The 14430-nt window shown below is 72.3% G+C and carries 10 protein-coding genes and 1 other RNA gene; 9 read left to right on the top strand and 2 right to left on the bottom strand.

The genetic code is table 11. The features are described from left to right. Positions 1 to 20 precede the first annotated feature (20 nt). The gene (locus tag DVK44_RS10965) at positions 21 to 3716 is read right to left on the bottom strand and encodes an FtsK/SpoIIIE domain-containing protein (protein WP_114665052.1); all 3696 of its coding nucleotides are present in this window, start codon (positions 3714 to 3716) and stop codon (positions 21 to 23) included. A 489-nt stretch (positions 3717 to 4205) separates the two neighbouring features. Between DVK44_RS10965 and DVK44_RS10960 the strand changes: the two genes are divergently transcribed. The 4 genes from DVK44_RS10960 to DVK44_RS10945 all read left to right on the top strand — a co-directional run bounded on the left by DVK44_RS10960 (position 4206) and on the right by DVK44_RS10945 (position 9674). Beyond that, positions 4206 to 5987: a serine/threonine-protein kinase gene (locus tag DVK44_RS10960; RefSeq protein WP_114659504.1), complete on the top strand. Its 1782-nt coding sequence runs from the start codon at positions 4206 to 4208 to the stop codon at positions 5985 to 5987. 157 nt (positions 5988 to 6144) lie between these two features. Continuing rightward, the gene (locus tag DVK44_RS10955; RefSeq protein ID WP_114659503.1) at positions 6145 to 7386 is read left to right on the top strand and encodes a serine/threonine-protein kinase; all 1242 of its coding nucleotides are present in this window, start codon (positions 6145 to 6147) and stop codon (positions 7384 to 7386) included. A gap of 97 nt (positions 7387 to 7483) precedes the next feature. Further along, positions 7484 to 8590: a peptide chain release factor 2 gene (gene prfB, locus DVK44_RS10950; protein ID WP_114659502.1), complete on the top strand. Its 1107-nt coding sequence runs from the start codon at positions 7484 to 7486 to the stop codon at positions 8588 to 8590. Between the two features lie 283 nt (positions 8591 to 8873). Then, positions 8874 to 9674: a hypothetical protein gene (locus tag DVK44_RS10945; protein WP_114659501.1), complete on the top strand. Its 801-nt coding sequence runs from the start codon at positions 8874 to 8876 to the stop codon at positions 9672 to 9674. Positions 9675 to 9812: 138 nt separating this feature from the next. Here the strand turns inward: DVK44_RS10945 and DVK44_RS10940 are convergent, their stop codons facing one another. After that, a complete protein-coding gene (locus tag DVK44_RS10940; RefSeq protein WP_114659500.1) occupies positions 9813 to 10007 on the bottom strand; it encodes a hypothetical protein in 195 nt (64 codons plus the stop codon). 283 nt (positions 10008 to 10290) lie between these two features. Between DVK44_RS10940 and ftsE the strand changes: the two genes are divergently transcribed. From ftsE to ssrA, 5 genes are all read left to right on the top strand, one after another. Continuing rightward, positions 10291 to 10980: a cell division ATP-binding protein FtsE gene (gene ftsE, locus DVK44_RS10935; RefSeq protein ID WP_114665051.1), complete on the top strand. Its 690-nt coding sequence runs from the start codon at positions 10291 to 10293 to the stop codon at positions 10978 to 10980. A gap of 52 nt (positions 10981 to 11032) precedes the next feature. After that, positions 11033 to 11950 (top strand): permease-like cell division protein FtsX, encoded by a 918-nt coding sequence (gene ftsX, locus DVK44_RS10930; protein ID WP_114659499.1) that lies wholly within the window; start codon positions 11033 to 11035, stop codon positions 11948 to 11950. Positions 11951 to 12017: 67 nt separating this feature from the next. After that, positions 12018 to 13184 carry a S41 family peptidase gene (locus DVK44_RS10925; protein WP_114659498.1) on the top strand — a complete coding sequence of 389 codons (1167 nt, stop codon included), beginning with the start codon at positions 12018 to 12020 and terminating at the stop codon, positions 13182 to 13184. A gap of 65 nt (positions 13185 to 13249) precedes the next feature. Further along, a complete protein-coding gene (smpB, locus tag DVK44_RS10920) occupies positions 13250 to 13729 on the top strand; it encodes an SsrA-binding protein SmpB (RefSeq protein ID WP_114659497.1) in 480 nt (159 codons plus the stop codon). Between the two features lie 185 nt (positions 13730 to 13914). Further along, positions 13915 to 14301: a transfer-messenger RNA gene (gene ssrA, locus DVK44_RS10915) on the top strand. The last annotated feature ends 129 nt before the right edge of the window (positions 14302 to 14430 follow it).

Raw genomic sequence — 14430 nt, 5'->3', positions numbered from 1 at the left:
TATGGGATCTTGGTGTGACTTCATGGGTGAGCCGGTGTCAGCGGGGCGACAGGGACGGCGTCGACGGAACGGGCGGCCCGCTCCAGCGCGCTGGCGAGCAGCGCCAGATCCGTCGGACCGTTCCCCAGCTCGCGGACCGGGCGGCGGGCCGGCGGGTCGCCCATCCGCTCCCACTCCAGCACCACGACCGTCGGCCGCTGGGTGGCCGTCCGGGGGATACGGCCGGTGACCCGGCCGCCCTGGAACGGGGTGACCCGGCCGTCCGGATGGCCCAGCCGGCCGCGCCCGGGGGACGGTTCGTCCGGGGCGGGCGCGGCGGGCGGCAGGTCCAGTACGACGCGCAGCCGGGCGCCGTGGGCCAGCTCCGTGTCGACCGTACGCTCGGGGCGGGCCGAGGCCGCGACCAGATGCACGCCGAGCCGCTCGCCGTCCCGGGCCACCGCCTCCAGCGCCCGGACGACGGAGCCGGCGGCGGGGCGGCCCGGACTGCCGAGGGCGGGCGCGACGAGCGCGTCGAAGTCGTCGACCAGGACGACCAGCCGGGGCAGGGCGGCGGGCGGGCGGTCCTCGCGGACGCGGTCCTGGGGGCGGTCCCGGTCGCGGTCCTGGTTGCGCTCCCGGTCGCGGTCCAGTGGGGCGGAGTCGGTGCTGTACGGGTCGGCGCGGAAGGAGTCCGTACGCAGCTGCTCCGTACGCACCGAGTCGGTACGCACGGAGTCCGCGCGCACCGGGTCCGTACGGAGCTGCTGTTCGCCGCGTCTGCCCGCTCGTTGGTCGGCGCGCTGGTCGGACCGCTGGTCGGCTCGCTGCTCCGACCGCTGCTCCGTGCCGCCCGGTGTGCGCGGGCCGATCACCCGGTCCCGGTCGCGGTCCCGGGTCTCCTGGGCGCGCTGCCACTCGGCGAAGTCCAGCCGGCCCAGCAGCTCCGCCCGGCGCTTCAGCTCCGCGCCCAGCGCCTGCGCGAACTCGCGCATCCGCACCGGGTCGGACGCCACCAAGTGCTCCGTCGCGTGCGGGAGTTCCGTACAGACGGACAGCCCGCCGGCCGCGTCGTCGCGCTCGCCGCCCGAGCCGTCGACCAGCAGCAGCCCCAGCCGGTCGGGGCGGGCGGCGGCGGCCAGGGAGGCCGCGATCGACCGCAGCAGCTCCGTACGGCCGCTGCCCGCCGGGCCCTCGATCAGCAGATGGGGCCCCTCCTCCAGCAGATCGACGCTCACCGGGCCGCGCGGACCGGCGCCCAGCACGACCGTGCAGTCGTCCGTACGGTCCGCCGCGGACGCCCAACGGGCCATCAGCGACGCCGGGGTGGCGCGGGCCAGCCCCAGCTCGTCGAGGAGCCGGGAGACGCGCGGCAGCGCCGTCGCGGGCCGGTCCCGGCCGCTGCCGGCCGCCGCCCGCAGCGGCGCCAGCGCCCGGCCGAACCGCTCGGCCCAGGCGGCCGACACCGCGTCCACCACGGCGACCGAGCCATGCCCGGCGGGCTGCCCCACCGCCGTACGCAGCAGCCGCAGCGCGGTGGCCACATCGCCGCTGAGCAGCGCGACGGCCCCGCACTCGCGGAAGGGCAGCGAGGCCGCGCACGCCGTCTCGTACACCGCCGCGACCGGGGAGTCCGGCGCGGCGGACGGTGTCTCGGCCAGACAGATCAGATGGATCCCGGCGGCGGCGCCGCCCTGGGCCAGCTGCGCCGTCGCCTCGCGCAGCGCGGCGGAGCCGGGGTCGCCGTCGACGACCACCAGGGTGTGCGGGCCGTCGTGCCGGGCGCCGGCCTCCGTGACCGTCCACGGGTCGGCCGAGGCCCAGCCCGCGCCCAGCGGTCCTTCGTCGAGCCGGCGGGTCAGCTCACCGAGGCGGGCCGCCGCCTGGTCGCGGTCGTACGCCAGCAGGAGCCGGCAGTCCTGGCCGTGCGCCGGGCGGACGTGCGGGAGCCAGCCGAGCCAGCCCCAGTCCCGTTTCCGCCGCTCCAGGCTCTGCGCGCGGTCCGCGCTGATCAGGACGATCTCCAGATCGGCGGGGGAGTGCAGCGCGGCGAGCTGGGCCACGGCCCACCGGGCCAGCCCCGTCAGCCGCTCGCGGGGACCGGCCAGGCCGAGCGAGCCCGCCTCGCGCAGCCCGACCGTCACGGGCACCAGCGGCAGCGCGCCGCTCCCGTCGGCGGTCTGCCGGTCCGCCGTGCCCAGCCGGACGGCGAACGCCTCCGCGTGCCGGGTGCCCCGCTCCCACAGCCGGGGGCCGGGGCCGAGCGCGGTGAGCAGGACGGCGGCCGGGTCGGGCCAGATCTCGGCGCGCGGGGCGGGGCCGACTGCCCCGGCGGGGTCCGGCGGTCCCGGGGCGGCCTCGGGCGGCTCCTCGCCCCGGCCACCGGCGAGGCGGCGCGCCCAGGCGCCTATGCCGCCGCGCCGCCGGGCCGCCACCGCGTCCGGAGCCTCGGGCGCGGCGGGCGCCGCGAGCGGGTCGGTCGTGGCGGCGGCCTCCGGGGCGTCGGGGAGGCGGGGGTTACGGGGCGGCTCCGTGCCGCGCGGGGGCGTGTCCTGCCGCCGGGAGGCCGAGGCCGAGGCGGGGGCCGGGGTGGTGGCGTGGGTGGCGGGCGCGTGGGCGGGCGCCGTACCGTCGGGGCCCGGGGCGAGGCCGTTGGCGGAGCCTGTGCCTGTGCCTGTGCCTGTGCCGGGGCCTGTGCCTGCCGGGCTGGTGGCCGCCGTCGTGGCGTCCGCCGGCCGGTCGTACGTCTCGTACGTCAGGGCCCTGCCGCCGTGCGTTCCGTGGTCCGTACGCGGCTCGTACGCGCCCGGTCCCTCCGGGGCGGGGCCGCGGCCACTGGCGTAATGCGTGTCCTCGGCGCGCGGGTCCGGCACGCGCGGGGTGCCCGGCGGGCTGCCGTACCGCGAGGCGCCGTACTGCGGCCCGGGGATCCGGCTCGACGCCCCCGTCCGGTACGACGCCCGGCCGGGATCGCCCGGCGAGGTCCCGTACGGTCGGCTGCCCGCGCCGCCGTGGGCGTCCGCGGCGCGCGCGTCCGATTCCGTACCCGTACCCGTATCCGCGTCCGCGTCGGCCGTGCGGCCCGCCGGGTCGAGGAGCCGGAGATGCCCCTCGCCGTCCGGCGCCGTCGGCCGCGCGGGCGGTCGCTCGGCGGCCCGGGCGCCGGTGGTCAGGCGCAGCGCGGACTCACCGATCCGCAGCAGCGCGCCGGAGGGCAGCGGGACCGGCCGCTCGCCGACCCGGACGCCCTCCAGCGTCGTCCCGTTCGTCGAGCAGAGGTCCGCGACCGTGACCGCGCCGTCCGCGGCGACCGTCACCGCGCAGTGCAGCCGGGAGACGTCCGGGTCGTCCAGCGGGACATCGGCGTCGCCGGAGCGGCCGATCCTGATCTGGCCGCCGTGCAGCAGATGCACCCCGCCCGCGTCCGGACCCGCGACCACATGGAGCCGGGCCGGGACGTCCTCCTCGGGCGTGTCGTCCTCGCCGGGGACCTGGAGGGAGAGCACCGCGCCGTCGATCAGCGGGGGCTCGCCCAGGGTGCGGCGCTGCGCGTCGAGCCGCTCGCGGCCGGAGTAGAGGACGACGGCGCCGGAGGCGTCGGGGCCCGCCGCGGCGGTGGCCAGGCCGGAGGCGACGGCGGCGAGCGCCGTCCCGGCCGGCGCGGTGACGAGCACGTCGCACGGCCGCCCGGCGGCGTGGCCGCCGCGTGGCGCGAGGACGGTCAGCCGGATCTGCATCGCCGTCAGCGGTCCCTTCTGCGCGGAGTACCCGGGCAGGGGAATGTCCACGGTCCCGCATCCCCCCACCGCGCACGGACGCGTCGTCCGGTACTGGTCGGCACGGGCGGTGTCATTCCCCATTCCACACGCCGCGTGCTGGGGGCATCCTCGCACCTGCCACTGACAACACGCCCGGCGACCGGTGACAAGTGATCTTGAATGGTCGGCTGTTGGCGCAAAATCGCCTGCTTGGACACCGCTTCGATACGGCTTGGGATCGTCTGTGACCTCCGCGACGGCGCTTCCCGGCAACCATCCGTACGATGTCGTCGTCTCTGTCTTTCGAGATCACTCGAATCCCCGGAATCCTCGAAGGAATCCTCGAACGGACCGGACCTGTGATCCACTCGGCATCCACCTCGGTGATCCGTCCGGCCGGTCTACAGTGGGTCGGATCCCGGCGGGGCCGGGACGAGTGACGACCACGAACAGCAGGGAGCGCATGGCGTGCGGCCCGTAGGCAGCAAATATCTGCTCGATGAGCCCATCGGACGCGGCGCCACCGGCACCGTGTGGCGCGCTCGTCAGCGGGAGACCGCAGGGGCCGAGGCGGCCGTGGCCGGCGGTCCGGGCGAGACCGTCGCGATCAAGGTCCTCAAGGAGGAGCTGGCGCACGATCCGGACGTGGTGATGCGCTTCCTGCGCGAGCGCTCCGTACTGCTCCGGCTCACCCACCCCAATATCGTCCGCACCCGCGACCTGGTGGTCGAGGGCGATCTCCTCGCGCTCGTCATGGACCTGGTCGAGGGGCCCGACCTGCACCGCTATCTGCGGGAGAACGGCCCGTTCAGCCCGGTCGCCGCCGCCCTGGTGACCGCCCAGATCGCGGACGCGCTCGCCGCCAGCCACCACGACGGCGTCGTGCACCGGGACCTCAAGCCCGCCAACGTCCTCCTGAAGAGCGACGGCGACCAGCTGCACCCGATGCTCACCGACTTCGGCATCGCGCGCCTCGCGGACTCCCCGGGGCTGACCCGCGCCCACGAGTTCGTCGGCACCCCGGCCTATGTCGCGCCGGAGTCCGCCGAGGGCCGCCCGCAGACCTCCGCCGTCGACATCTACGGCGCGGGCATCCTGCTGTACGAACTGGTCACCGGCCAGCCGCCGTTCGCCGGCGCGACCGCGCTCGAAGTGCTCCAGCGCCATCTCAGCGAGGAGCCGCGCCGCCCCGGCAACGTGCCCGAACCGCTGTGGACGGTCATCGAGCGCTGTCTGCGCAAGGAGCCCGGCCAGCGGCCCAGCGCCCAGAGCCTGGCGCACGCCCTGCGGGTCGTCGCGGACGGGATCGGCGCGCACGCCACCCCCGACGGGATCAGCGCCGCGCTCGGCGTCGGCGCGCTCCTCGCCCCGGACCCGGCGCCCGCGCCGGTCCCCGGCAGCCCCGGCGGCGAGGCCGACCCGACCCAGGTCCTGCCGAGCAACGCGGGTTCGTACGACCCCAACGCGGCGACCAGCTTCCTGCCGACCACCGGGCCCAACGCGGCGACCAGCGTGCTGCCGACGGGCGCGGTGCCCGGCGGCGCCGAACCGACCGCGATGATGCCGCCCGTACCGCCGGCCGAGCCGGACGGACCGCACCCGTGGCAGGGCCAGCTCCAGGCCGCGCGCGACCGCAACGAGCAGACGCAGGTCCAGTACCTCGACCCGAGCGAGGACCCGCTGCGCCGCCGCCCGCAGCGCCAGCCCCAGCAGCCTCCGCACCCGCCGCAGCAGGCCCCGTACCCGCAACAGGGCCAGCAGCAGGGCCCGCAGCAGGGGCAACAGCCTTACGGGCAGCAGCAGTACGGGCCCCCGCAGGGCCAGCAGCAGTACGGACCGCCGCCCCAGCAGCCACCGCCCCAGCAGCAGCCCCAGCGGTCGCAGCGCCGGTCGCAGCGGTCCCAGCAACAGCAACAGCAGCAACAACCGCAACAGCAGCAGCAGCGGTTCGCGCCCCAGCCGCCGCCCCAGCAGGAGCCCCCGCGTCCGGCGCCCCGCCCGGAGCGCGAACCGCGCCCGCCGCGCGAGCCGCGTCAGCGCAGCTCCAACCCGATGAAGATCCCCGGGCTCGGCTGCCTCAAGGGCTGCCTGTTCATGGTGATCCTGCTCTTCGTCGGCTGCTGGCTCCTGTGGACGCTGACCCCGCTGCCCGAGTGGGTCGGCAGCACCCGGGGCTTCTTCTCCGCGCTCGGCCAGGCCTACGACAAGGTGTCGGACTGGGCGGCGCGGGTGCGGAGCTTCAGCGGCTGACCGGCGGCCGTGGCACCTGCCGTGGCACTTCGGGGACAGAAGCCCCGGAGTGCCGCAAATCGTCCGCCGTAGCGAGGGCTCGGCGTGAACAGGGGCACGGAGCACCCCGATTCCCGCGTACTTTGAGGGGGCAACGCCAGCCGCTGAGGGAGCAGTCTTGGCACGGAATATCGGCAGCCGGTACACCGCCCATCAGATCCTGGGGCGGGGCAGCGCCGGCACGGTGTGGCTCGGCGAGGGCCCCGAGGGGCCCGTCGCCATCAAACTCCTGCGCGAGGACCTCGCGTCCGACCAGGAGCTGGTCGGACGCTTCGTCCAGGAGCGCACCGCCCTGCTCGGGCTCGACCACCCCCGGGTGGTCGGCGTCCACGATCTCGTCGTGGACGGCAACGACCTGGCGCTCGTCATGGAGCTGGTCCGGGGCACCGATCTGCGCACCCGGCTGGACCGCGAGCGCAGGCTCGCCCCCGAGGCGGCCGTCGCCATAGTCGCCGACATCGCCGACGGACTCGCCGCCGCGCACGCGGCCGGAGTCGTCCACCGCGACGTCAAGCCCGAGAACATCCTGCTCGACATGGAAGGCCCGCTCGGCCCGGGCGGCGCGCATCCCGCGCTGCTCACCGACTTCGGCGTCGCCAAACTGATCGACACCCCCCGGCGCACCAAGGCGTCCAAGATCATCGGCACGCCGGACTATCTGGCCCCCGAGATCGTCGAGGGCCTCCCGCCGCGCGCCGCCGTCGACATCTACGCGCTGGCCACGGTCCTGTACGAGCTGCTCGCCGGCTTCACGCCGTTCGGCGGCGGCCACCCCGGCGCCGTACTGCGCCGGCATGTCACCGAGACCGTCGTCCCGCTGCCCGGCATCCCCGAGGAGCTGTGGCAGCTCCTCGTCCAGTGCCTGGCGAAGGCCCCCGCCTCCCGGCTGCGCGCCTCGGAGCTGGCGGACCGGCTGCGCGAGCAGCTGCCGACGCTGGCCGGCATACCCCCGCTGGACGTGGACGAGCCGGAGGGCGAGCCCACCCAGCAGCCCTACGACGACCGGGAGCCGGGGCCCGCCGCCGAGACGGAGCCGCGCCGCCGGGGGGCGGTCCCGCTGGTGCCCGGCGCCGCCCCCGACTCCAACCGCGACACGCATACGAGCATGCGCGTCCCGGCCCCCGACGAGCTGGCGGGCGGCGCCCGCGGCACGGCCCGTGCCCCGCGCCCGTCCGGACAGCGCCGGCCGGGCTCGGCCCGCCACAAGGCGGAGACGGTCCGCAAGCGCCGGATCACGCTGGGCGCGGCGGCGGTGCTGCTGATCGCGGCCGTAGGGGTGGGCGGCTGGCTGGCCACGGGCGGCAACGGTACGGACGGAGCCCCGGGCGACTCGAAGCAGACGATGTCCCCGGTGCCGTGACCCGCGCGCTGTGACCCGTGCGCCAGGTCAGTCGGGCCCACCGGCGGGAATCACCGGCGGGGGTGGGGTTCGCGCGGCCAGCCGTTAGGCTGGGTGCGTGGCAGTCGTCGATGTATCCGAAGAGCTGAAGTCCCTCTCCTCGACCATGGGGTCGATCGAGGCCGTCCTGGACCTCGACAAACTGAGGGCCGACATCGCCGTACTGGAGGAGCAGGCAGCGGTGCCGTCCCTCTGGGACGACCCCGAGGCGGCGCAGAAGATCACCAGCAAGCTCTCGCACCTCCAGGCCGAGGTCCGCAAGACGGAGGCGCTCCGCGGCCGTATCGACGACCTCGAAGTCCTCTTCGAACTGGCCGAGGCCGAGGACGACGCCGACACCCGCGCCGAGGCCGAGACCGAGCTGGCGTCCGTGCGCAAGGCGCTGGACGAGATGGAGGTCCGTACCCTCCTGTCCGGCGAGTACGACGAGCGCGAGGCGCTCGTCAACATCCGCGCCGAGGCGGGCGGGGTCGACGCCGCCGACTTCGCCGAGCAGCTCCAGCGCATGTATCTGCGCTGGGCCGAGCGGAACGGCTACGGCACCGAGGTCTACGAGACGTCGTACGCGGAAGAGGCCGGCATCAAGTCGACCACCTTCGCCGTCAAGGCGCCGTACGCGTACGGCACGCTCTCCGTGGAGCAGGGCACCCACCGCCTGGTCCGTATCTCGCCCTTCGACAACCAGGGCCGCCGCCAGACCTCCTTCGCGGGCGTCGAGGTGCTCCCGGTCGTCGAGTCCAGCGACCATGTCGAGATCGACGAGACCGAGCTGCGCGTGGACGTCTACCGCGCCTCGGGCCCCGGCGGCCAGGGCGTCAACACGACCGACTCCGCCGTACGCATCACCCATATCCCGACCGGCATCGTGGTCTCCTGCCAGAACGAGCGCTCCCAGATCCAGAACAAGGCGAGCGCCATGAACGTCCTCCAGGCGAAGCTGCTCGAACGCCGCCGCCAGGAGGAGCAGGCCGTGATGGACGCGCTCAAGGGCGACGGCGGCAACTCGTGGGGCAACCAGATGCGTTCGTACGTTCTGCACCCTTACCAGATGGTCAAGGATCTGCGCACGGACTTCGAAGTGGGTAATCCCCAGGCGGTACTTGACGGCGAGATCGACGGCTTTCTGGAAGCCGGAATTCGCTGGCGCAAGCAGCAGGAACGCTAAATTCGCGCTTTGTCGACAAACATAGTGAGGGAACTGTCGCGTACAGAGCGGCAGTTCCCTTTTTATGTCACAGTTGCAACCCCACAGGCCGGACAAGTGTTCCGTTAACGGTCATCGCGCCCGCAACGACCTTGACGCGTATCTGGAAAACGGGAACTCTGACGTTTGGCATGCGAATTTCCGGGTCGTGTGTGACCGGGGGCGGAGTGGTACGGACCCCCTCAGCGGCCACGGGCCCGGACGCTGCACCACTGACGAATGACCTACTGGGGGTAGCAACCAGATGACAAAGAAGACGCGGATCCGCGTGGCGCGTGTGGCGGCCGGCGCCGTGATCGCCGCGGGTGCTTCGCTGACCATCGCGGGCATCGCTCAGGCCGCCGGTACGGGCGTGTCCGTCACCGCCGACGCCGGTCTCGGTGTCGGTGACGACGACGGTACGACGGACGGCGGCACCACCGACGGCGGCGGCGACCCGGGTGGCGTCGACGGCGGCGTCGACGGCGGTACGACGGACGGCGGGACCACGACCGATGGTGGCACGACCACCGATGGCGGGACCACGACCGATGGTGGCACCACCACCGATGGCGGGACCACGACCGATGGTGGCACCACCACCGACGGCGGGACCACGACCGATGGCGGGACCACGACCGACGGTGGCACCACCGACGGCGGGACCACCGGTACGACCGGTTCCACGGGTACGACCGGCTCCACCGGCACGACCGGCAGCACGGGCACGACCGGCTCCACCGGTACGACCGGCTCCACCGGCACCGACGGCGGGACCGACGGCGGCACTACCACCTCGGGCGGCACCACCGGCACCACCGGTGGCTCCACCGACGGCGCCTCGTCCTCGACGGCCGGCGGCCAGACCACGACCGGTGGCAACGGCGCCGACACCGACAGCGTCGGCTCGCAGCCGGTGCAGCAGGGTGAGGTCAAGGAGGAGCTGGCCGAGACCGGCGCCGCCGAGACCTCGTTCCTGATCATCGGTGCCGCGACGATGATCGCGGGCGGCATCGGCTTCCGGATGCTGCCGCGTCTGCTCGCCGGTGGCGCCACGGCCGCCTGAGGCCCGTACACCACGCGCCTCGTCACGTAACGTGCCCGCGGGGTACGGACGCGTAAGCGGAAGCGAGGGCCCGGACGCTGAATCAGCGTCCGGGCCCTCGCCTTTCCTGCTCGTACTCGTCCGTGGGTGTGTCGCGGCTCACGCGGGCTGGTGTGTCGCGACCAGCGCCACCGCCGCCACCAGCAGCACCAGCAGGGTCAGCAGTGCCACCGGGCTCAGGCCGCCGAGGGGGCCCTGCTGCTGGAGCCGCTCCCGGTGGGCGCGGCACACACGGCACCTGCCCTCCGCCACCGGTCCCGCGCAGTTGGCGCACACCAATCGGTCGTAGGTCATGCGCATTCCTCCTCACCACGCGGCGGAGCCGCTTACGTGTCACTCCGCTCAACGCTCGGGGGAACACGACCGTTCCCCTCCTCCACTGTGCCAGTTCCTGGCCGTTTCGGCGCGATCGGCCGGAATCCGATGGCCGGGTACCACTGGCGGCCCGTCCGTATCCGTGATAAATCGCCCATGCGCGGGCCCGCGCGCCCCTCCAACCCCGGACGCGGACTGCGCGCGCCGGTCGGGTTCGCGTAAGGTCTCGCTCACCTACTCCCGGCCGACCGTGGTGCATCCCGTGATTCGATTCGACAACGTCTCCAAGACCTACCCGAAGCAGAACCGCCCCGCCCTGCGTGATGTCTCCCTCGAAATCGAGAAGGGGGAGTTCGTCTTCCTGGTCGGCTCGTCCGGTTCCGGCAAGTCGACCTTCCTGAGACTGCTCCTCCGCGAAGAGCGCACCACGCACGGCATGGTGCACGTTCTCGGCAAGGACCTCGCGCGCCTGTCCAACTGGAAAGTGCCGCAGATGCGCCGCCAGCTGGGCACGGTCTTCCAGGACTTCCGCCTGCTGCCCAACAAGACCGTCGCGCAGAACGTCGCGTTCGCGCAGGAGGTCATCGGCAAGCCGCGCGGCGAGACCCGCAAGGCCGTCCCCCAGGTCCTCGACCTGGTCGGTCTCGGCGGCAAGGAGGACCGTATGCCCGGCGAGCTGTCCGGCGGTGAGCAGCAGCGCGTCGCGATCGCGCGGGCGTTCGTCAACCGGCCGATGCTGCTGATCGCGGACGAGCCGACCGGCAACCTCGACCCGCAGACCTCGGTGGGCATCATGAAGCTGCTGGACCGCATCAACCGCACCGGTACGACGGTCGTGATGGCGACCCACGACCAGAACATCGTCGACCAGATGCGCAAGCGCGTGATCGAGCTGGAGAAGGGCCGTCTGGTACGAGACCAGGCCCGCGGCGTCTACGGCTACCAGCACTGACAGCAGCGTCACCAGTAACTGCGCACCGAGTATCGAAAGCTGAAAGGACGCCATGCGCGCCCAGTTCGTCCTGTCGGAGATCGGCGTCGGTCTCCGCCGGAATCTCACGATGACTTTCGCGGTCGTCGTCTCCGTAGCCCTCTCGCTCGCTCTTTTCGGCGGCGCGCTGCTCATGAGCGAGCAGGTCAACGTGATGAAGGGCTACTGGTACGACAAGGTCAACGTCTCCATCTTCCTCTGCAACAAGAACGACGCGGCCACCACGCCCAAGTGCGTCAAGGGCGCCGTGACCGGTCAGCAGCGGGATCAGATCAAGGCCGATCTGAAGAAGATGGACATCGTGCAGAGCGTCCATTACGAGACCTCCGACGAGGCGTTCAAGCACTACAAGGAGCGGTACGGCGACAGCCCCATCGCCGCGACCATCACCCCGGACCAGATGCCGGAGTCCTTCCGCGTCAAGCTCAAGGACCCGGAGAAGTACCAGGTCGTGGCGACGGCCTTCGCCGGCCGGGACGGTGTCCAGTCCGTCCAGGACCAGCGGGACATCCTGGAGAACCTCTTCGATCTGATGAGCGGAATGCGGATCGCCGCGCTCGGGGTGATGGTGCTGATGCTCGTCATCGCGCTGATGCTGATCGTCAACACCGTGCGCGTATCGGCGTTCAGCAGACGGCGCGAGACGGGGATCATGCGGCTCGTCGGCGCTTCGAGCTTCTATATCCAGATGCCGTTCATCATGGAGGCCGCGTTCGCCGGACTGATCGGTGGTGTCGTCGCCTGCACGATGCTGCTCTTCGGCCGTTACTTCCTGATCGACCACGGACTGGCCCTGGCCGACAAGATGGAACTCGTCAACTTCATCGGCTGGGACGCGGTCCTCGCCAAGTTGCCTCTGGTGCTCGCGATCGGCCTCCTGATGCCCGCCGCAGCCGCCTTTATAGCGCTGCGCAAGTACCTTCGCGTGTGATCTGTGCCCCTGGCGTGGACTGGACAAGCACCGTTCCGGCGGCGTCCGTTGTCCTAGACTCGGCGCCATGCCGGGATCCGAGTCGTACCGAAAGCCCCGGGGTGTGGGCCGCGGTGCGGCCCTGACCCTGGTGTTCGCGAGCGTGCTCGCCACGGCCGCGGCCACGAACTCGCTGCCGCACAGCGAGGAGGCGGCGCCGCGGCCCGCCGTACGCCCCGCGGCCGCCACGGCGGACCGCGACGAGGTCGCGCGGGCCGCCGCGCAGGCCATGGCCGACGGCAAGTCGGCCACGGAGGCGGCCGAGGAGGTCGTCAGCCGCAGCGGGGACCGCTGGGGCGCCGTCTACGACAAGCGCGAGTACGAGGAGTTCCAGCAGGCCCTCGACGGCGAGTACACCGGTGTGGGGCTCTGGGCCCGGCGCGCGGCGGGCGGCCGGATAGAGGTCACCCGCGTCCATCCGGACGGACCGGCGGCCCGGGCCGGCATCGGCCCCGGCGATCTGATCAGGACCATCGACGGTACGGGCGTGGCCAAGCGGCCCGTCACGGAGGTCATGGCGCTGCTGCGGGGCGCCAAGGGCGCCGAGGCGGGCACCCCCGTCGTCCTCGGGCTGGAACGGGACGGCGTTCTCCGTACGGAGAACCTGCGCCGCGCGCGGCTCTCCACCGAGTCCGTCACCGTCGAGGCGATAGAGGGCGGCGCGCGGCGGATCAAGGTCAACTCGTTCACCAAGGGCTCGGGCGAGCGCGTACGCAGCGCCGTCCTGGCCGCCCCGCACGGCGCCGGTGTGCTGCTGGACCTGAGGGGCAACACGGGCGGGCTGGTCACCGAGGCCGTCACCGCCGCCTCGGCCTTCCTCGACGGCGGTCTCGTCGCGACGTACGACGTACGGGGCGAGCAGCGGGCCCTCTACGCCGAGCAGGGCGGCGAGACGGACCGGCCGCTGGTGGTGCTGGTCGACGGCGGCACGATGAGCGCCGCCGAGCTGCTCACCGGCGCGCTCCAGGACCGCGGCCGGGCCGTCACGGTGGGCTCGCGGACCTTCGGCAAGGGCTCGGTCCAGATGCCGAGCCCGCTCCCGGACGGCTCCGTCGCCGAGCTGACCGTCGGCCACTACCGCACCCCGGCGGGCCACAGCGTGGACGACCGCGGGGTCACCCCGGATCTGCTGGCGAACAAGAACGCCGAGGACCGCGCCAGGACCGTACTGAGCGGTCTGGGAAGCACGGAGTAGCTCCGGGAAGGTCCGGGGCGCAGGGGAGTAAAAGAGTTGCGCGGGGGTGCGAAAATGGCGGGACTATGGCTAAGGAAACTGGGCGCAAACTGATCGCGCAGAACAAGAAGGCGCGGCACGACTACCTCGTTCTCGACACCTATGAGTGCGGACTCGTGCTGACCGGTACGGAGGTGAAGTCCCTGCGCCAGGGGCGGGCCTCCCTGGTGGACGGCTTCGTACAGATCGACGGCCACGAGGCGTGGCTGCACAACGTCCATGTGCCCGAGTACAGCCAGGGGACCTGGACCAACCACAGCGCCCGGCGCAAGCGGAAGCTGCTGATGCACCGCGCCGAGATCGACAAGCTGGAGTCGAAGGCGCAGGAGTCGGGCCACACGATCGTGCCGCTGGCGCTGTACTTCAAGGACGGCCGCGCCAAGATCGAGATCGCGCTGGCGAAGGGCAAGAAGGAGTACGACAAGCGTCAGACGCTCCGGGAGAAGCAGGACCGGCGCGAGACGGACCGCGCGATCTCGGCGGTCAAGCGCCGGCAGCGCGCCTGACCCGCGCCCAGTCGTGTTGCCCGGTCGTGTGCCGGTCGTATGCGCGGTCGCGTCGCGGGTAATGGCTGGCACGGTGGCGCGTCGGTCACGTAGGATGGGATCCGTACCGCACAACGCACTACCGGCATCTACGCGGTACGAGCTGTACACGCTCATGCGAATGGGCGCTTTTGAAAAAAACACATGGGGATGATCGGTTTCGACAGCGGATGTCGAAGCAGGGGAAGCGAGTCGAGGAAGCGGCAATGATCTCGTAAACCATATGTCGCAAACAATAATCGCCACTTCCAAGCGCGATTCCTCCGCCTTCGCCCTCGCTGCCTAATTAGCAGCTAGCGAAGACTCTGCGGAGTGTCAGCCCGGGGCTGTTCCCGACCCGGTTCCTGGCATCAACTAGGGAACTAAACCTCTGAGCCCGGTCACGGGACACAGAGGGAAATCAAACAGTGACTGAGCCCGTCGGAGACTTGTCCGTGTGATCTCCGGGGCCGAGAAAATCGTAGCGGACTGCACTCGGAGAAGCCCTGGTTCCGCACCGTTGGACGCGGGTTCGATTCCCGCCATCTCCACAATTCCCATGTTTTTTATCAAAACGGACAGAGGCCCCGCTGCTCAGGCAGCGGGGCCTCTTGTCGTGCCACTCGTCTTGTACCACTGTCATCACATCGATGCACGGCAACACGGGAAACGGAACTTGACTG

The organism is Streptomyces paludis (genome assembly GCF_003344965.1).
In the GTDB taxonomy this organism is placed as follows: domain Bacteria; phylum Actinomycetota; class Actinomycetes; order Streptomycetales; family Streptomycetaceae; genus Streptomyces; species Streptomyces paludis.
Note: the sequence above shows the minus strand (reverse complement) of the source record. Positions and strands in the feature narration are given on the sequence as shown.

Bases quoted from the DNA above. Each gene is read 5' to 3' on its own strand.
- DVK44_RS10940 (WP_114659500.1), bottom strand. From the start codon at position 10,007: ATGACCTACGACCGATTGGTGTGCGCCAACTGCGCGGGACCGGTGGCG.
- smpB (WP_114659497.1), top strand. From the start codon at position 13,250: ATGGCTAAGGAAACTGGGCGCAAACTGATCGCGCAGAACAAGAAGGCG.
- DVK44_RS10925 (WP_114659498.1), top strand. From the start codon at position 12,018: ATGCCGGGATCCGAGTCGTACCGAAAGCCCCGGGGTGTGGGCCGCGGT.
- DVK44_RS10945 (WP_114659501.1), top strand. From the start codon at position 8,874: ATGACAAAGAAGACGCGGATCCGCGTGGCGCGTGTGGCGGCCGGCGCC.
- DVK44_RS10965 (WP_114665052.1), bottom strand. From the start codon at position 3,716: ATGCAGATCCGGCTGACCGTCCTCGCGCCACGCGGCGGCCACGCCGCC.
- ftsX (WP_114659499.1), top strand. From the start codon at position 11,033: ATGCGCGCCCAGTTCGTCCTGTCGGAGATCGGCGTCGGTCTCCGCCGG.